The 17,079-nt window shown below is 67.8% G+C and carries 14 protein-coding genes; 8 read left to right on the top strand and 6 right to left on the bottom strand.

Going from position 1 to position 17,079, the window contains the following annotated elements:
- Nucleotides 1-23: 23 nt before the first annotated feature.
- Nucleotides 24-995, top strand: coding sequence for a diacylglycerol/lipid kinase family protein (locus tag IV501_RS04680; protein WP_200555202.1), 972 nt, complete (start codon nucleotides 24-26; stop codon nucleotides 993-995).
- Between the two features lie 101 nt (nucleotides 996-1,096).
- Here the strand turns inward: IV501_RS04680 and IV501_RS04675 are convergent, their stop codons facing one another.
- Together IV501_RS04675 and IV501_RS04670 are read right to left on the bottom strand one after the other, a co-directional pair.
- Nucleotides 1,097-2,452, bottom strand: a complete 1,356-nt coding sequence (locus IV501_RS04675) for an HNH endonuclease signature motif containing protein (protein WP_200555201.1) — start codon at nucleotides 2,450-2,452, stop codon at nucleotides 1,097-1,099.
- A 120-nt stretch (nucleotides 2,453-2,572) separates the two neighbouring features.
- Nucleotides 2,573-3,010 carry a hypothetical protein gene (locus tag IV501_RS04670; protein WP_200555200.1) on the bottom strand — a complete coding sequence of 146 codons (438 nt, stop codon included), beginning with the start codon at nucleotides 3,008-3,010 and terminating at the stop codon, nucleotides 2,573-2,575.
- A 115-nt stretch (nucleotides 3,011-3,125) separates the two neighbouring features.
- Here IV501_RS04670 and IV501_RS04665 point away from each other — a divergent pair, with 115 nt between their 5' ends.
- The 6 genes from IV501_RS04665 (at nucleotide 3,126) to IV501_RS04640 (ending at nucleotide 11,066) form a co-directional block, all read left to right on the top strand.
- Nucleotides 3,126-4,445 carry a threonine/serine exporter family protein gene (locus IV501_RS04665; protein ID WP_200555199.1) on the top strand — a complete coding sequence of 440 codons (1,320 nt, stop codon included), beginning with the start codon at nucleotides 3,126-3,128 and terminating at the stop codon, nucleotides 4,443-4,445.
- Nucleotides 4,445-4,894: a hypothetical protein gene (locus IV501_RS04660; RefSeq protein WP_200555198.1), complete on the top strand. Its 450-nt coding sequence runs from the start codon at nucleotides 4,445-4,447 to the stop codon at nucleotides 4,892-4,894. The genes IV501_RS04665 and IV501_RS04660 overlap by 1 nt, the downstream gene beginning before the upstream one ends.
- Nucleotides 4,895-5,090: 196 nt before the next feature.
- A complete protein-coding gene (locus IV501_RS04655; protein ID WP_200555197.1) occupies nucleotides 5,091-6,083 on the top strand; it encodes a hypothetical protein in 993 nt (330 codons plus the stop codon).
- A 4-nt stretch (nucleotides 6,084-6,087) separates the two neighbouring features.
- Nucleotides 6,088-7,032, top strand: coding sequence for a L,D-transpeptidase (locus IV501_RS16535; RefSeq protein ID WP_200555196.1), 945 nt, complete (start codon nucleotides 6,088-6,090; stop codon nucleotides 7,030-7,032).
- A gap of 56 nt (nucleotides 7,033-7,088) precedes the next feature.
- Nucleotides 7,089-7,424 (top strand): tryptophan synthase subunit alpha, encoded by a 336-nt coding sequence (locus tag IV501_RS04645; protein WP_200555195.1) that lies wholly within the window; start codon nucleotides 7,089-7,091, stop codon nucleotides 7,422-7,424.
- Between the two features lie 81 nt (nucleotides 7,425-7,505).
- Nucleotides 7,506-11,066 (top strand): DEAD/DEAH box helicase, encoded by a 3,561-nt coding sequence (locus IV501_RS04640; protein WP_234698113.1) that lies wholly within the window; start codon nucleotides 7,506-7,508, stop codon nucleotides 11,064-11,066.
- A gap of 91 nt (nucleotides 11,067-11,157) precedes the next feature.
- Here the strand turns inward: IV501_RS04640 and IV501_RS04635 are convergent, their stop codons facing one another.
- Nucleotides 11,158-12,453 carry a M18 family aminopeptidase gene (locus IV501_RS04635; RefSeq protein ID WP_200555194.1) on the bottom strand — a complete coding sequence of 432 codons (1,296 nt, stop codon included), beginning with the start codon at nucleotides 12,451-12,453 and terminating at the stop codon, nucleotides 11,158-11,160.
- Nucleotides 12,454-12,505: 52 nt separating this feature from the next.
- On the opposite strand from IV501_RS04635, the gene IV501_RS04630 reads away from it, so the two are divergent.
- Nucleotides 12,506-13,837 (top strand): GNAT family N-acetyltransferase, encoded by a 1,332-nt coding sequence (locus tag IV501_RS04630; RefSeq protein WP_200555193.1) that lies wholly within the window; start codon nucleotides 12,506-12,508, stop codon nucleotides 13,835-13,837.
- A 28-nt stretch (nucleotides 13,838-13,865) separates the two neighbouring features.
- On the opposite strand, the gene IV501_RS04625 is transcribed toward IV501_RS04630, so the two are convergent.
- From IV501_RS04625 to IV501_RS04615, 3 genes are all read right to left on the bottom strand, one after another.
- Nucleotides 13,866-14,624, bottom strand: coding sequence for a DarT ssDNA thymidine ADP-ribosyltransferase family protein (locus tag IV501_RS04625; protein ID WP_200555192.1), 759 nt, complete (start codon nucleotides 14,622-14,624; stop codon nucleotides 13,866-13,868).
- A gap of 62 nt (nucleotides 14,625-14,686) precedes the next feature.
- Nucleotides 14,687-15,256, bottom strand: coding sequence for a DUF4287 domain-containing protein (locus tag IV501_RS04620; protein ID WP_200555191.1), 570 nt, complete (start codon nucleotides 15,254-15,256; stop codon nucleotides 14,687-14,689).
- A 25-nt stretch (nucleotides 15,257-15,281) separates the two neighbouring features.
- Entirely contained in the window at nucleotides 15,282-17,039 is a 1,758-nt protein-coding gene (locus IV501_RS04615) for a pyruvate dehydrogenase (protein ID WP_200555190.1), read from the bottom strand.
- Nucleotides 17,040-17,079: the final 40 nt, after the last annotated feature.

Below are 17,079 nucleotides of genomic sequence, written 5' to 3'. Positions count from 1 at the left end.
CGGGATGCCCGTACGCTCGATTCATGGCCGAGCTCGCAGCATCCTCCCGTCGGGCTGCGATCATCTACAACCCCACCAAAGTGGCGCTCGACCAGTTGCGCCCTGTGATCGAAGACGAGGAGATTAGCCGCGGCTGGTTGCCGTCGCTGTGGTTCGCCACGACGACGGATGATGCGGGAGAGGGTCCGGCGCGAGAAGCAGTCGCCACATCCCCCGATCTGCTGATCGTCGCGGGCGGTGACGGCACGGTGCGGACCGTGGCGGAGGTGGTGCGCGGCAGCGGCATTCCGTTCGCCATCGTGCCCGCGGGAACAGGCAACCTGTTGGCCCGCAATCTGCACCTCCCTCTCGGCGATCTGGTGGCCTCAGTGCGGGTGGCTTTCGGCGACAACACCCGCGCGGTCGATGTCGCTGTCGTGACGCTCGAGCGCGCCGATACCACGTCGACGACGCACGCGTTCGTCGTGATGGCGGGCATCGGGCTGGACGCCAACATGGCGATCCACACCAGCAGCGCGCTCAAGCGGCGGATCGGATGGCTTGCCTACGTCGAGCCGATCGTGCGGTCGATCGGCAATCGCACCGAGCACGCGATGAGTGTCTCGCTGGACGGTGAGGCGTGGCGCAGCATCGACGCGCACACGGTGATCGTGGGAAATACCGGAACGCTCACCGCGGGGATAGTCCTGCTGCCAAACGCCGTTCCCGACGACGGGTTGCTGGATGTCGTGGTGATCCGCCCGAAAGGCCCGGGCGGGTGGGCCCGCATCGCCTCGCGACTCGCGGTCGGCGGAGTGCTCAGTCGTTCCCCCGGCGGCCGCAAGGTGCTGCGTGCTGCTCCGCAGTTTCGGGCGCTGCGGTACGCGCAGTCGCGGCGACTGGCGGTGCGGTTCGCGCAACCGCAGCAGATGGAACTCGACGGCGACGGCGTAGGGCTCGTCACGGCGGCGACGATCACGGTGATGCCGGGTGCGTTGCCGGTAAGGGTGCGGTAGCGCGGTTTCGGTCCGCCAGTTCGGCTGAACGTGCAGTTCGGCTGAACGTGCAGTTCGGCTGAACGAGCAGTTCGGCTGAACGTGCCGCCGACGTGCGTGGCTCACATCGCTATCACCACTATGCCTCCTTGTCGGGGTGTTTGGTCGGGGTCGATCCAGGGTGGGGGGATGAAATACGGCACCTGCTCGCGCATGACGATCTCCCACCCGTCGTCATGGATGCGGTGGTGGTGGAACGAGCACAACGGGATCCCGTTGTCCAGATCCGTTACCCCACCACTGGACCACCACTGGAGGTGGTGCGCTTCGGTATAACTCGGTGGGTGACCGCAGGCCGGGAACGCGCACCCGCCATACGTTTCGGCCAACGCCTGGCGTTGGGCGGGACTGAACAGCCGCCGCGACCTGCCCAGATCAAGGACTTCCCCAGTCCCGCCAAGGACTGCGGGGATGATGTTCGCATCCGCCGCCATGATCCGCGCCCGGGTGGCGGAGATCCCGGCATCGATGCCATCGATCTGGGCGGTGCCGAGCCCGGTGACCAACTGGTCGAGGCTCATCCGCACGATCACCGTCACCAGAGGACCGCCACCACCCCCACCACCAGCACCGCACGTGCAGTTGACCGCCTGCCGGAACAGGTCTTCGGCCGCGTCGGCGCGGCGGTGCGGCATGGTCCGATCATCACTGTCGACGAACCCGGTGTCGGCCAATGCGGCCGGTGCCGCGTCGCGGGCAGCCCGTAGCTGCTCGCTCACGAGCTGGTCTATCCCGGCGCGCACTAGCCCGGCGGTTTCTGGGGGCATCACCCAGACCAGACGCACCATCCCATCCGGTTCAGTCACCCACGACAGTGCTCGCCGCTGCCTCCGGATCACATCGCGGGATTCGGCACCGTCCTCATCCAGACGGTCCCGCACCTGCCGGGCCACCCCCGCGATCTGCTTCACCGTCAACCCGGGCGCGTGCTCCACCAGCAGCCGTTCCCCGGCCAACCTTGCTTCGGTGGAGCAGAATGGGGCGGCCAGGTCCAGTTCCCGCACGATCACCACAGCCGCCTCCACCCCAAGCGACAGATCCGCGACCGCAGCGGCAACCGCGGGATACCGGGCCGGCAACGGGGAGCCATCCAGCGCGCGTTTCGATCGCGTTGCAGTCCCCAGGTCGCACAGTCGTGCCGCCTCCGGGATGCTGATCTGCCACAGCTCGGCCAGGAACGTTGCCGGTCTCGAATGGCCAGCCTGCCGGGCCATCCCCTCGGCGCCGAGATGCGGGGCGGATCGTTCGACGACTTCGCCGGCAAGTGTCACTCGGATCGCGTCGACGGCGCGCTGCACGGTGCCGGAGTCCGCAACCATCCGCAGCAGCTGATCTGACGCGACACCAGCGACACCCGCGAACCCGTCAGCGCACACCTCTGACAGGTCGGCGAGGAGGGTCGCGGGCGAGTTTTCCATGTCGACAGCGTCTCACCGACCACCGACATTCCATCCAACAATTACCCATCTGACCAGGGTTTCCTGTGGATAACTGCACGAGATTGGCGCCTGTGAGGGAGAGGCCAGCCCCGGTGGAACTCAGCTCACGCTGCGCCGGAACGACGTGAACAGAATCGCGGCCATTGCGACCAGATTCAGCCACGGGATGATCGCGAACAACAGCAGCACGAGCAGCCCTGTTCGCACTCCGACGGTGACGCCCTGCTTGGTCGCCGCAAACCCGAAAAGAGTGGCCGCGGCGAGATACAGCACGGCAGCGAGGAGCAACCACGGCAGCGGCGCCTCCCCGGCTACGAACCAGGCGACGCGCAGCGATGCCGCCGCGGCCCCAGCGAGAATCGGAACGCCGAGGCCCGGCGAGATAGCGACACCTCTGCCGAGGATCCCGAGTGCCGCGCACACCGCCACCGCCACGCCCAGCACCGCCGACAGCGGCGCGATAAGCGTGGTGGGAAGCTCGATCAGCGCGAGCCCAACCCCGATCAGACTCGCCAAGGCCATGGGTGAGATGCGCATGCCTCAGTGAACCATGAGCGCCGTGCCACGAAGACAGCGAACCGCGAACACTGAAAAAGAACCCCGCTAAGGCCACCGCGAATCACGTCAGCCCCGGATGCGGGATGATCGACCCATGGCGGATCACAGCGACGAGAAGGCACCGGGCTGGCTCGAGCGCCAGGTCTGGCGGGTGCTGAAGAAGCCCGGCGAGCCGGGTGAGGCAACCGCGGAGCAGGCGGCGGCCCACGACATCCTGAACATGCTCGAGGTTCTGGGTCTGGTGATGCTCGAGGTCGGCCAGGCCACCAATGAGGTCGAGGAGTCGCTGCGCGCGATTGCGAAGGCATACCAGCTGACGGATGCCCGCACCATCGTGCTTCCCACCGTGATCGTTCTGCAGTCGGAGCAGGCCGGTGGCGAGGTGAGGATCCAGTCCGCGCGGGTGGCCGGCGGCCGCCTCGACCAGGCCGGGGCCATCGAGTTGTTGACCGCGAGAGCACTGCGTGCCGAGGTGAGCACTCAGGACGCGGTGGCGGAGGCCCGCCGCATCCGTTCGGCGAAGCCGCGGTTCGGCGCCTGGATGACCCTGGTCGGTCACATCGTGCTGACCGTCGGCTTCGGAATGGTGATCAACCCGACGGCGCAGGCGATCCCGATCTATGTGGGGCTCGGTGCAGGCGTGGGCGGGTTGGTGCTGCTGAGCAGGAAGCTGCCGGGGCTGACCGCGACCGTGCCCGTGGTCGCCGCGTTCGGTGTGACCCTCATCACAACGCTGGTGCTGGTGCACGTGGTCGGCGGAGAGCCGCTCAAGATCATCGCTCCCCCGCTGGTGTCGTTTCTGCCCGGCACCACCCTCACCATCGCTGCGATCGAGCTGACCAACAACCAGGTGGTGGCCGGCGCCAGTCGCATCGTCTATGGGGTCGCGCAACTGCTGCTGCTGGTCTTCGGCGTGTTCGCCGCCTCGACTGTGGCCGGCACTATCCGTGCGGGCACCGTGCAGCCCACACTCGGGCCGTGGGCCGGCATCCTCGGCGTCGCACTCGTCGCGATCGGATTCATGCTGTTCATGTCTGCACCGAAGGGCGCGCTGCCCTGGATCTTCCTCAGTCTGGCGGTCTGTTATGGAGCCCAGGCGCTCGGGGTGCTGGCTCTCGGACCGGCGCTCTCCGGCTTTGTCGGAGCCGTCGTGGTCGCCCCCTTCGCGCGCATCGCCAGCAGCTTTCGCACGTCGCCGCCGGCCGCGGTGATGAGTCTCGCGAGCTTCTGGCTGCTCGTGCCGGGGGCCCTCGGCTTCATCGGGCTCAGCGGCGTGCTGCAGGGCGGAGCCGGCGGTGTCACCGCCCTCACCACGGCGGGAATCTCGGTGCTCGCCATCGCCCTCGGCGCCATCGTGGGCGTCAGCCTCAGTCGCGACGGCGGACGCCTGCTGCGCCTCGCCCGGAGGAAGTGATGGGCTACCTCTCGCCCGAGAGCGAGGCCGCGCTGGCCGCGCTTGTCGATGCAGAAGAGCCCTTGCATCGCCTGGCCGCGATCCGCACCGCGATCGCCGCCCTCGAGGCAGACCCGGCGACCCTCGGCGCGGTTCGGGATGCCCGGGCCGATGGCGCGGACTGGCCGGCGATCGCCGACGCTGCCGGGCTCGGCACCGCGGCAGCCAAGTGGCGTTGGCAGGGAACGGACGCCGAAATCGCCTCTCGCGTAGAGGCCGGGCGCAAGCGTTCGGCGCGGCCCAGCAGCGTACCGACCGACCTGCCCGGGATGTCGGTCGCCGAGGCCGCGCGGAGTCTCGGGGTGACCGCGCAAGCCGTGTATCTTCGGGTGTCCCGCGGTCAGCTCCGCGCCGAGACGGTCGAGCTTGCCGACGGACGAAAGTACAAGCGGGTCTTCCTCGACGCGTAGTTATCCACAGCTTTCGCGCGCGGCCGTTGTCCACAGATTGCCGTGACCACGCCGTGGGCTCGTCGACTTTTCCTAGTGTCGGAAATCGGCGCCGGGCATCCGGAGCCGTCCGCCGAGGGGAGCCGCTCCGATGTCCGCGCACAGTATTCGTCCTCAACCCGTGTTTCGCTTGCGACCGCCGCGTCGTTCGCAACCGGTGCATACCGCGCCACGACGCCGCCTCCGGGCGTCACGTCTCGCCCTCTGGATCGCCACGGTGGCGCTGGTCGGAGGCGCCATACTCTCCGGGGTGACGGCACTGCCGGTGACCGCCCATGCCGCGACTCTCGGCCCGGGGTACGAACGGGACGGCCTGCCGGCCTGGCACCTCGGCGGCTACCTCAACCCCGACGGCTCGGTCAGCTATTGCATCGAGCCGGGCAGACCGAGCCCACTCGACAAGCCGACCACCGACGCTGGCATGGTCGGCCAAGTGAACGGCCTCAGCGAGACGGCGATGATCCAATTGAATTCGCTGCTCGCTCGTCACGGCAATACCGCAGACGACACCACCTCTGCCGCGGTGGCCATGGCCGTGTGGAGCATTGCGAGCAACGCCAGCTACCAGGCCGAGGGCGGGGATGCGTACGTGCTCGGTCGCGCGCCGGCAGAGTTGCGTCCGAGCATCCAAGCTTTGGCCGACCAGTATCGCGCCGAGGCCGCGGCCTACGTTCCGCCGGTGGGTTCGGCGACGCTCAGCCTCTCGATCGACGCCACCAGCGACTTCACGGGTTACCTCGATGTCGCTACCACCCCGGCCGAAGCTACCGGGACCGTCACTCTCACCAACGGAGTCTTCGCCGACACCGGTAGCCCCACGCGGCAGGCGGTGCCGAACGGAGCGCACCTCGCCGTAACAGCAGTTCCTCCGGCCGACGGCGCTCCGTATCGCGTCACGGCGAAGAGCGACGACTTCACGGCGCCCGGCGGGCCGGCCGCGACGGTCCACCTGTATTCGACGCCGGGCGCTCAGACGCTGACCGCATCCGGCGCCATGCGCTCGCTCGTCTTCTCGGCAACGGCGACGGATGTCCGCGACCGCGTCATTCCTCCCCCGCCCGTGCCCCCGGCTCCCGCGCCGACCTCGCCGCCGCCTGCGCCCACGGCGCCGCCGGCGGCCGTTCACCGGCTCCCCATCGTGAGCGGGTGAGCACGTGGGAGCCTCGCGCACGGCGATCGTGATGGTGCTGGTCGCCGCCGCATCCAGCGTCGCCCTTCCGGGCGCCGCGGTCGCTCTCGCCCACCGCGCACCGATGCCCACCGGTCCGTCTGCGGTGGCGCCTGTGATCGCGGGGGACGCATCACAGTCGCCGAATGGAAAGCTGCCAGCGGGCACCCCGTCGCCCAGCTCGCCCGCGCCAACGGCGACGGCTCCGGCCGAGCCCCCTCCCGTCGATCCGGCGTCACTCCCCGAGGCACGATACGACGCCGTCATCCCCGGCCTGCCGGAGTACGCGTCACCGCAGGTCACCGAACTCGCGCGGGTGGCGTACTCCCTCCGCGCGGATGCTCTGCTCTCGGCGGAGCCTGGCGGGCCGCCGATCGCCCGGTTCGCGGCCACCAACTTCCTCGGTGAGCCGACCGTGGTCGTGCGAGTGGCTTTGCAGAAGCGCTGGGCGCTGGTGCTTACCCCAGCCCGGTCCGTTCTTCCGTCACAAAATGGCGGATCGGCACCAGCCCAGACGGCAGGGTGGATGCCGGTCGCGCTGCTCACCCAGCCCAGAGCGCTCACGAGCAGCATCGTGATAGCCGTCTCGCACCAGACCCTGTCGATCGTGACGGAGGGCGCGCCGGCGAAGAGTTTCGCCGTCGGGGTCGGCACTGCGGCCACCCCGACTCCGCAGGGCGTGACCGGCTACCTGCAGGCACGCTACCTCGACGCGAATCAGCATCAGACGCGTTTTCGGGTGCAGCTCAGTTCGCTGCACTCCGCCGCGGCCGACGAACCTTTCGGCGGATCCGACGGCGGTCTGATCGGAATCCACTACGAGCGCACGGCGACCGGCGCGGTCTCCCACGGCTGCGTGCGGCTGGGCGAGGACGCCGTGCGGGCTGTCGACGCCCTTCCGCTCGGCACTCCCCTCTCAATCGTCGGATGACCCGCCGATGGAGCCGTCGTTCAGCCTCGCTGCGTGCCCCGTCGTAGGCTTGACGAATGCCTCAAACTCACCAGCCCCGCGGCCGGGCGAGCCTCGAGGTGCTGCGTGCAGAGGCCCATGAAGAGCTCGACACCGTGGTACATGAGCGGCTGCTGGCTGGCGAAGACCCCTGGGCGTTCATGGAAGAGCTGCCGACCGTCGACGAGATGGTGGTCTATCTGCTTCGGGCGGATGCCATCAACGCGAACGATGGCCTGCGCCCGTCCCCCGCGCGCGATTACCGGGTGCTCCGCCAGATCGCGCTGGAGTACCCGGCTCTCACCTCGACCGTGTGGCGGTTGATCGGCGAGCATGGGGTGAGCGCCCCACATCCGCTTCGCGCAGCACAGTAGACGGCAGGCCGGTAGCGAGCAGCACCGCAGCTTCTCGCACCGTATACCGGGCCGGTCGGATGTGCATGGGACGATAGACGGATGTCGCCCGAGGTCGCTCCGCTGGTGGACGTCGTCGACATCTCCCGTCTCGTCGGCCGCACCTCGTTTCAGCGCGGGCAGAGCTATTCGCGCGGTGGCGCAGTGGACGAGATCGAGTGGGACGCCGAGAGCAGGCGCCTTTCGGGCAGAGTCCAGGGCGGCTCGGCGTTGCCATACCGCACTCGTGTCACGCTGTCTGAGCCCAGCGGAGAATTCGCCTCCCCGCGCAGCAGTGCATGCAGCTGCCCCATGGCCTTCGACTGCAAACACGTCGCCGCGCTGATCCTGGCCAACAACGCCGCCATCCTGCGCGAACGCGGCGGGGTCGGCGACCTGGGGGGCGGCGGACTGAAGGAACGCAGCGGGCTCGAAAGTGGGCCGTCCGGCGCCAAACCGCCCGGCGCTAACCCACTCGGCGCTGACCCACTCGGCACCGACTGGCCAGACTCTGATCTGACCGACGCCGCCCGACCCGGCACTCAGGCACTCGTCGCCGACCCCGGCTGGAAGTCCGCGATTACCGCGCTGGCCGGCAGCAGCACCCCCGGCAGAACTACCAGCGGCCGTACCGCCACCGGCGACACCCGAACCGCGCGGCTTGGTCTGCTCTTCGAATTGCGCGAGCTGATCCCGCGCTCCCGCAATCGCTGGAACGGTCCGGTGGCCCGCACGGCGACCGGTGCCGAGGGCGGCGCCATACCCGGGCCATTCCGGTTGGCCGTGCGCCCGGTCATCCGCAGTGCCACCGGCAACTGGGTGCGCGCGGGCGTGACCTGGAGCACGCTGGCCTATCAGGTCAATCGCCTGCAACTCGACGCCACCGTTCTGCGCTGGTTCGCCCAGTTCGCGGCGCTGCACCGGTCGGTCAGAGACGCCTATGGCATCCAAGAACCCGACTGGCTGTACCTCGACGACTTCCAGAGCCCGCTGCTCTGGCGCCTGTTGGGCGATGCGACTGCGCTCGAGATCCCGCTGCTGACCGGGAAAAAGGACACCGCGGTCAGCCTGGGTGCCGAGGTGAGCCTCGGAATGGACGCTCGAACGGATGTCGACGGAGACCTCCGCCTCGCTCCGGTCGTGATGATCGACGGCCGCGAACATCCGGTCTCCATGGTCGGCGCGATCGGCGATCACGGGGTCTATTCCTGGCAACATGAGCCGCGCATGGCGTTCACCCTCGCGCCAACTGCGGAGCCGCTCACCGAGCGCCAGCGCGGACTGCTCGAGCGTGTGGACGACCTCGTGGTGCCCGCCGCCGACGTGCCCGAGTTCGTGCGTGACTATTACCCGGCGCTGACGCGAAGCATCGCGGTGAGCAGTTCGGACGGCTCTGTCTCCCTGCCCGACGTGCCTCCCCCGTCGCTCGTGCTCACCGTGACGTTCGGAACCGGCACTGTCAGTACTGGCACAGTCGGAACGGGCACAGATGGCACCGAGAAGAAAGCCAAGACGAAGGCCGGGAGCAAGGCCGGCGCGAAGGGCGCGACGACCACGGCCGACCACGAGCCGCAGCAGGTTCTGAGCATCGACTGGTCGTGGCGCTACGGCGAGGTGGAGCTTCCCTTCGCATCGACCGATTCCGCGCGCGACCTCGATCTGCGGGACGCCGCCGAGGAGGCCGCCATTCTCGATCGGGCCCAGCGCCTATTCCCGGTACGACCGGCGACCCTCGCGGGACTCGATGCGGCGGAGTTCGCTGACCGGCTGCTTCCCCAGCTCGAGGCACTCGACGGCCTGATCGTCGAGACGGTCGGCGAGCGTCCCGATTACCGGGAACTCACCGAGACGCCGAAGTTGGTTGTGAAGACCGTCGAGACCGAGCATCGTGACTGGTTCGATCTGGGTGTCTACGTGACCGTGCAGGGCAGGGACGTGCCGTTCACCCCGCTGTTCACCGCTCTGGTTGCGGGAAAGAAGAAGCTGCTCCTCGTCGATAATTCTTATCTTTCGCTCGACCAGCCCGTGTTCGCCGAACTGCGCCGACTGATCGAGGAGGCGGGCGAGCTCGACGAGTGGGAGACCGCGCCGCGGATCAGCCGCTACCACGCGAGCCTCTGGGCCGACTTCGAGGATCTCGCCGACGAGACCGAGCAGGCGGTCGACTGGCGGGACAGTGCGAGAGGGCTCCTCGATGTGCAGTCGGTGCCGAGCACAGCCCTTCCCGCTGGAGTCGATGCAACACTGCGGCCGTACCAGCAGGAGGGATTCGACTGGCTGGCGTTTCTGTGGCGTCAGCGGTTGGGCGGCATCCTCGCCGACGATATGGGGCTCGGCAAGACCCTGCAGACGCTGTCATTGCTCGCCTACGCCCGAGCGGATGCCGCGGCGCCGTTCCTGGTGGTCGCGCCGACCTCGGTGGTCTCCACCTGGCTCGCCGAGGCTGCCCGGTTCACCCCGCAGCTCGTGGTGCGCGCGGTCACCGAGACGCAGGCCAAGTCGCACACGATGGTGGCCGACCTGGCGCGCGGCGCGGACATCCTGATCACCTCGTATGCGCTGTTCCGGCTCGACTTTCCGGCGTACAGCGGGCAGGAGTGGGCCGGGCTGATTCTCGACGAGGCGCAGTTCGTCAAGAACCACGCCTCGAAGGCGCACCAGTGCGCCGTGGACCTCGCGACACCGTTCAAACTGGCGATCACCGGCACCCCGATGGAGAACAGCCTGCTCGACCTGTGGTCCCTGCTGCAGATCGTGGCACCCGGGCTGTTCGCATCCTCCCGTCGCTTCAGCGAGGAATACGTGCGGCCGATCGCGGCGGGGGCACCACCGGAGCTGTTGGCCAAGCTCCGCCGCCGCATCCGTCCGCTGATGATGCGGCGCACCAAAGAGCTGGTCGCGCCCGAGCTGCCGCCGAAGCAGGAGCAGGTGCTGCAAGTCGAGCTGGCGCCGCGGCACCGGGCGCTCTACGACACGTTCCTGCAGAAGGAACGGCAGAAACTGCTCGGTCTCATCGACGATCTCGACCGCAATCGCTTTATCGTCTTCCGGTCGCTGACGCTGCTGCGCATGCTCAGCCTCGACGCCTCTCTGGTCGACGAGAAGTATTCGAGCATCCCGTCGTCGAAGCTCGACGTGCTGTTCGATCAGCTGGAAGATGTGATCGCCGAGGGGCACCGCGCCCTGGTCTTCAGCCAGTTCACGAGCTTTCTCGGTAAAGCGGCCGATCGCATGACGGCCGCCGGTATCGAGTATCAGTACCTCGACGGGTCGACCCGCAAGCGGTCGGATGTCATCCAGGCATTCCGAGACGGCGACGCCCCGGTCTTCCTCATCAGCCTCAAAGCCGGGGGCTTCGGTCTCACCCTCACCGAGGCCGACTACGTCTTCCTGCTCGACCCGTGGTGGAATCCCGCGACCGAGAGCCAGGCGATCGACCGCACGCATCGCATCGGGCAGAGCCGCTCCGTGAACGTCTACCGGTTGGTGGCGAGTGACACCATCGAGGAGAAGGTGATGGCGCTCAAAGCAAAGAAGGCGAAACTCTTCGACGCCGTGCTGGACGACGAGGCGTTGTTCGGATCTGCCCTCACCGCTGACGACATCCGCGGGCTCCTGGACTAGCGCACCGCGCCGCGCGCAAACGGCGGCTCCGAAAGGCCGCCGTTCGAGTCGAGAGGTGGGAGTCGGCTACGCGCCGACGATTCCTCAGTCGTCAGTCCCCGCTCGGGGAAAAGAAGGCAGCGAGCGCTCGGCTGAGTGCGTGCGGGTCGCCCACCCCGCACATCTCGCGCGCCGAGTGCATGCTCAGCAGCGGGATGCCGATGTCGACGGTGCGGATCCCCAGACGGGTCGCGGTGATCGGCCCGATTGTCGAGCCGCACGGCACCGCATTGTTCGAAACGAACTCCTGATAGGCGACGCCGGCCCGCGCGCAGGCGGCCGCCCACTCGGCCGCGCCGCCGGCATCCGTCGCGTAGCGCTGGTTGGCGTTGATCTTGAGCAACGGTCCCCCGTTGACCAGCGGCCGGTTCACGGGGTCATGTCGGTCTGGATAGTTCGGATGGATGGCATGCCCGGCATCGGCCGAGAAGCACCAGCTGCCGGCGATGGCCCGGGCTCGCAGCACCGGATCGGGGCTGAGCCGGGTGAGGACATCGGAGAGGAATGGGCCGGCTGCCCCGGAACGGGTCTCGCTGCCGACCTCTTCGTGGTCGAAGGCCGCGAACACCGAGATCGACTCGACCGGATCTGCCGCGGCGAGAAGCGCGGTGAGTCCGGCATGCACCGAGGAGAGATTATCGAGCCGCCCACTCGCGAAGAGTTCGCGATCGGCTCCGAATACGCGACCGGGATTGGTGTCGGCGACCACCACGTCGTAGCCGGCGACCTCCTCTCCAGCACGTCCGGCCAGGGCCGCGAGAGCGCCGACGATGTCGGAGCTGCCGGGCCCCCCGACACCGATGACGGGGTTCAGGTGCTGCTGCGGATTGAGCTTCAGGCCCTCGACGTTGACGCTGCGGTCGAGGTGCACGGCGAGCTGAGGAATGCGCAGGAACGGCCCGGTGCGCACCAACGCCGTGCTGCCATCGGCGAAAACCAGGCGGCCGGCGAACTCCAGCTCGCGGTCGAGCCAGGAGTTGTACAGGGGCCCGCCGTAGATCTCGACGCCGGCCTGCTGCCAGCCGAACGCAGACGTGCTCGGCTTCGGCTTGAGTTTGAATCCGGGTGAGTCGGTGTGGGTACCCACGATACGGAAGGGCGTGGGGGCGACAGCGGATGCCGGGGCAGACCACGCGATTATCGCCCCGTCGCGCAGAACGTAGTGCTTGCCCGTGCCCGAGCCCCAGTCATCCGTCTCGGCCATTTCGGTGAAGCCCGCGGCATCGAGCCTGCTGGCGGCTTCGGCCACCGCGTGGAACGACGACGGCGACGCGGCGACGAACGCGGCGAGATCGTCGAGGTGGATCAGGGCTGCGGTTCTGTCGAGGGCGCTGCGGTCGGAAGCCATGCAGCCATTGAAACATCTTCGCGAGTGTGCCCGTCGCCACTAGCCTCAAGGGATGACCGACGACGCTTACCTCACGCTTCCGATCGACGTGGAATCGGCCACCGGGCTCGCCCGACAGGGGCTGCGGATGTCGCTGCTCGACACCGACGACGCCGCGGCGTTCGCCTCATGGCTCGGTGCAGTCGGTCGAGGGTTTCAGGACGGTCGAGCAACCCCGGAGGTGGTCGAGGCACGTCGGGTCACGGCGGGGCAGCGCCGCAATAGCGGTGTCTGGGACGAGACCCTGCTCGACCCGGCCACTCCCGTCGCCACCGTGGCCGGATGGCCGAGCCAGCTGAGCGTTCCCGGTCATCTTTCCCTCGGGGCATGGGCTGTCTCTGCCGTCACCGTCTCCCCCACCCATCGCCGACGCGGGGTCGCCGGGGCGCTCATCGAGGCTGAATTGCGCACCGCGCAGGCGCTGGGGCTGCCGGTGGTCGCGCTGACAGTGTCCGAGGCGACCATCTACTCGCGCTGGGGATTCGCACCCGCGGCGATGGCGGCCGACTGGACTATCGACACCTCGCGTGTCACGTGGACTGGTCCGATGGTGCCGGGCCGAGTGCAATTCGTCGAGGCAGACCGACTTGTCACCGAGGGTGCAGAACTGGTCGAGCGGGTGCGCCTGGCGACTCCCGGGCAGATGTCTTTCGACGGAGTGCTCTGGGAGCGTCTGATCGGCCGCGGGGTGGGGCTGGAGGAACAGGCCAAGTCCCTGCGCTTCATCCGCTACGCCGACGAGCACGGTGTGCCGCAGGGCTTCGCGGTCTACAAGGTGCTCGAAGAGACCCGCACCACGGTGGCGCGCGCGGTGGTCGAACTGCACTACCTGGTCAGCGCCACCGACGACGCCTATGCCGCGCTCTGGCGATTCCTCATCGAGCTCGACCTCGTGGGCGAGATCCGCGCTCCGCTCCGCTCGATCGATGAACCCGTCTACTGGCAGGTCGACGACGCACGCGCGGTGGTCAAGCATGACGAGCGCGAACACCTCTGGATCCGCATCCTCGACGTCCCCGCCATGCTGACCGGGCGGCGCTATCACACGCCGGGACACTTCGTGCTCGACGTCTCCGATCCGCTCATGTATGCCGCTGGCCGATTCCTGCTGACGGTACAGGCCGATGGCACCGCGGTCGTCTCAGAACTCGAGGGCGACATTCCGGGTGATACGGCTGCCGTCGCACTGACCGTGAACGAGCTCGGCTCGATCTACCTGGGCGGAGTGTCGGCCAGCACACTTTTTCGGGCCGGTCGCATCCAAGAACTCACACCCGGTGCCGCAGCGGTGCTCGACCGCACGTTCCATGCGGCGACGACGCCGTGGCTGAGTATCTGGTTCTAGTCGCGGAAGAAGCTTTGCCGAGCGGACGCTACGCCCGGGCGAACCACGGCGGGTAGACCGCGACCTTGGGCTCGTGCATCGCGGTCTGCAGGATCTCGCGCACGGCATCCCGAGCCCGGTCGTTGGCCACACCGATCAGCGCGATCTGGTCGAACGGGAACGCGTCGCGAATCAGAAGCTCTCCTTCGAGCAGCAGCGCATCATCGGCACGGAGCTTGCGCAGTGTGCGGTCGTTGGTCTCCGGGGTGGTACCGAAGCGGGTGTAGATGCTCGACGGGTCGCCGTCGGAGACCGAGATGGCGCTCTCCAGCGCAGTGGCGACCTTGACGGTGCTCACCAGGATGACGAATTCGGCCGGCGGCAGATCGCGCACCTCGCGGGACAATCGCGGGTCGTCGGCTCCGGCGCGGATCTGCGACCAGATCGTGGAGTTCGGCGAGAGGAAGAACGGCACGTAGTCGGCGACGGTTGCGCCTTCCAGCGTGATGTTGCGGCGGGCGTCCCGATTCTCGGGCGAGGAAGCGTCGAGTGCGGGGGTAGCGGGAGCCACGATCGAACCCGCCTCGATGATGCCGGCGAGATTGGAGATGTGGGTGACGTGATAGAGCCGCTGCTCACCGACCTTGTGATCGGGGGTGCCGACACCGGCGGTGCGCGGCACCGCGGGGGTGCGACGACGAGTGGTCGTACGGGTGGTGGTCGCCACGGGGGCTACCTCCGGTTTGGCCTTCGGGTAGCAGAGGTCACAGAGACCCGCTTCGAGACCGTGGATGCATTCGTCGGGCACTGGATTCCTTGCTCAAAAATGGGGATGTAAGGCGGCGGAACAACTCGACGCCACCCCCAACGTTACGCGGCTGCGTAGGCTCTGCGGAGCCAGTCGACGAGTTCGTCGTCGATCAGGTCGGGTTCAGTGAGTCGCACGCGGTGTGTCACCATCGAATTCCAGCTACCGGATGCCGCGAATCTGTCGGTCGGGGCGGCATCCTTCAGCTTGATCCCGACATCCATTCGATCCCCCGTGACCGCCACGATCGCGACCTTCGCCCGGCCTGTGCGCGTCGGTTTGGTCAGGCTGATGTAGCTGTTCGTCGGGGCGAGAGACACCGGACCGCCAACCTCGATCAGGGTGGACAGCAGCAAGTCGAAGGTCGACCGCCACCGCGCCTTCGTCCCGGTGAATTGGGCCTCCAGCTTCTGGCCGGCCGACAGACCCGCGCCCTCGTGCTTTCCGAGCACGGACACGATCGCCATCGCGTGCCCCGTGCCGAGACCGTAGTCTTCCTGCAGCCAAGCGATAATGTCACCGGGCCGGGTCGCCGCGGTGAGGTACCCCTTCTCGCCCGCGAGACGACGGAAATCGTCAGGCCCGAGGCCGGTCTTCGCCTTGATCGTGTCGAGGTATGCCTGGAACGTCATCGGATCTCCTGTTCTGGGGAAGAGACTAGAGCCCGGGGAGGTGCCGAATGTTGGACTTCAGGAGCGCGACCGCCTCACCGACGCCCCCATTCATCACCACCTTCGACATCGCAAGGGAGAATCCCTTCACCTGTGCGCTGGTGATCGCCGAGGGCAGCGAGAGCGCCAATGGATCGGTGACGATATCGACCAGCGCCGGGCCGTCGTGTTCCAGCGCCTCGGTGATGGCACCGGTGAGGTCCTGCGGGTGCTCTACTCGGCGCCCGAATATTCCGATGGCATTCGCCACGGCCGCGTAGTCCACACCGGGCACATCGACACCGAAGTCGGGGTAACCATCGACGAACATCTCGAGCTTGACCAGCCCGAGAGCGGAATTGTTGAACACCATCAGCTTTACCGGGAGCCTGTACGCGGCGATCGTCACCAACTCGCCCAACAGCATCGACAGGCCGCCATCTCCCGAGATGGTCACCACCTGGCGACCCGGGAAGGCGACCTGAGCTCCGATCGCCTGCGGTAGAGCATTGGCCATCGAGCCGTGCAGGTACGAGCCGATGATGCGACGCCGACCGTTGGGGGTGATGTACCGGGCCTGCCAGACGTTGCCCATTCCGGTGTCGGCGGTGACGATCGCGTCGTCCGCGAGCAGATCGTCAAGGGTGGAGGCGGCGAACTCGGGGTGGATCGGCGTCGTATGGGCGGCATCCGTGTACTTTCCGACCGCACCGCCGAGCAGTTTCTCGTGCCGTTTCAGCGTCTTTTCAAGGAAGCCGCGGTCTGTTTTGCGGGTGGTCAGAGCGGTGAGCGCGGCGAGAGCCGGCAGCACGTCGCCGTGCACGGGATGGGTGACGCTGGCCCGACGACCGAGGTGGGAGGCGTCGGAGTCGATCTGGGCGATCACGGCGGTCGCAGGATCCGGCAAGAACTGCTCGTAGGGAAAGTCCGTGCCGAGCAGGATGACCAGGTCGGCGTCGTGAATGCCCGCGTGCGCGGCACCGTAGCCGAGCAACCCGGTCATCCCGACGTCGAAGGGGTTGTCGTACTGGATCCATTCCTTTCCGCGCAGCGAGTGCCCGACCGGCGCAGCCAGGTGGTCGGCGAAGGCCACGACCTCGTCGTGCGCGCCCTCGACTCCGGCGCCAGCGAAGATCGCCACCGTCTTCGCCTTCTCGATGGCGGCGGCGAGCGAGCGGATGTCCTCCCCTGCCGGCACCACCGACGGCCGACCGGAGCGCACGAATGCCGGCTCCACGCCCACCGCATCGAGCAGCGGGATGTCCCCCGGTATCACCACCACCGCCACGCCACGAAGCCCCACCGCATGGCGCAGCGCCGAGTTGATCACCCGCGGCGACTGGGCAGCGGTCGAGATCAGCTCCCGGTAGTTGGAACACTCCACGAAGAGCTGGTCGGGATGGGTCTCCTGAAAGTAGCTCGACCCGATCTCGGAGCTCGGTATGTGGCTGGCGATGGCAAGCACGGGAGCGCCGGAGCGATGGGCGTCGAACAGCCCGTTGATCAGGTGCAGGTTTCCCGGGCCAGAGCTTCCGGCGCAGACCGCGAGCTCACCGGTGAGCTGTGCCTCGGCTCCGGCCGCGAAAGCCGCCGCCTCCTCGTTTCGCACGTGGATCCAGTCGATGCCGCCCTTGGCACTGCCGCCGGTGCGCCGCACGGCGTCGACGATCGGGTTGAGGCTGTCCCCCACGATCCCGTAGATGTGGCGCACGCCGGCGTCGACGAGTTGATCGATGATCTGGTCTGCAACGGTGCGAGATGACATGACATCATTCAAGCGCTCCAGCCCTGTCAGGGGCAGTGCC

This window comes from Lacisediminihabitans changchengi (genome assembly GCF_016634425.1).
Taxonomy (GTDB): domain Bacteria; phylum Actinomycetota; class Actinomycetes; order Actinomycetales; family Microbacteriaceae; genus Lacisediminihabitans; species Lacisediminihabitans changchengi.
Note: the sequence above shows the minus strand (reverse complement) of the source record. Positions and strands in the feature narration are given on the sequence as shown.

Coding starts and splice junctions, on each gene's coding strand:
- IV501_RS04645 (WP_200555195.1), top strand. CDS start 7,089: ATGCCTCAAACTCACCAGCCCCGCGGCCGGGCGAGCCTCGAGGTGCTG.
- IV501_RS04640 (WP_234698113.1), top strand. CDS start 7,506: ATGTCGCCCGAGGTCGCTCCGCTGGTGGACGTCGTCGACATCTCCCGT.
- IV501_RS04635 (WP_200555194.1), bottom strand. CDS start 12,453: ATGGCTTCCGACCGCAGCGCCCTCGACAGAACCGCAGCCCTGATCCAC.
- IV501_RS04675 (WP_200555201.1), bottom strand. CDS start 2,452: ATGGAAAACTCGCCCGCGACCCTCCTCGCCGACCTGTCAGAGGTGTGC.
- IV501_RS04665 (WP_200555199.1), top strand. CDS start 3,126: ATGGCGGATCACAGCGACGAGAAGGCACCGGGCTGGCTCGAGCGCCAG.
- IV501_RS04620 (WP_200555191.1), bottom strand. CDS start 15,256: ATGACGTTCCAGGCATACCTCGACACGATCAAGGCGAAGACCGGCCTC.
- IV501_RS04680 (WP_200555202.1), top strand. CDS start 24: ATGGCCGAGCTCGCAGCATCCTCCCGTCGGGCTGCGATCATCTACAAC.
- IV501_RS04615 (WP_200555190.1), bottom strand. CDS start 17,039: ATGTCATCTCGCACCGTTGCAGACCAGATCATCGATCAACTCGTCGAC.
- IV501_RS04660 (WP_200555198.1), top strand. CDS start 4,445: ATGGGCTACCTCTCGCCCGAGAGCGAGGCCGCGCTGGCCGCGCTTGTC.
- IV501_RS04630 (WP_200555193.1), top strand. CDS start 12,506: ATGACCGACGACGCTTACCTCACGCTTCCGATCGACGTGGAATCGGCC.
- IV501_RS04670 (WP_200555200.1), bottom strand. CDS start 3,010: ATGCGCATCTCACCCATGGCCTTGGCGAGTCTGATCGGGGTTGGGCTC.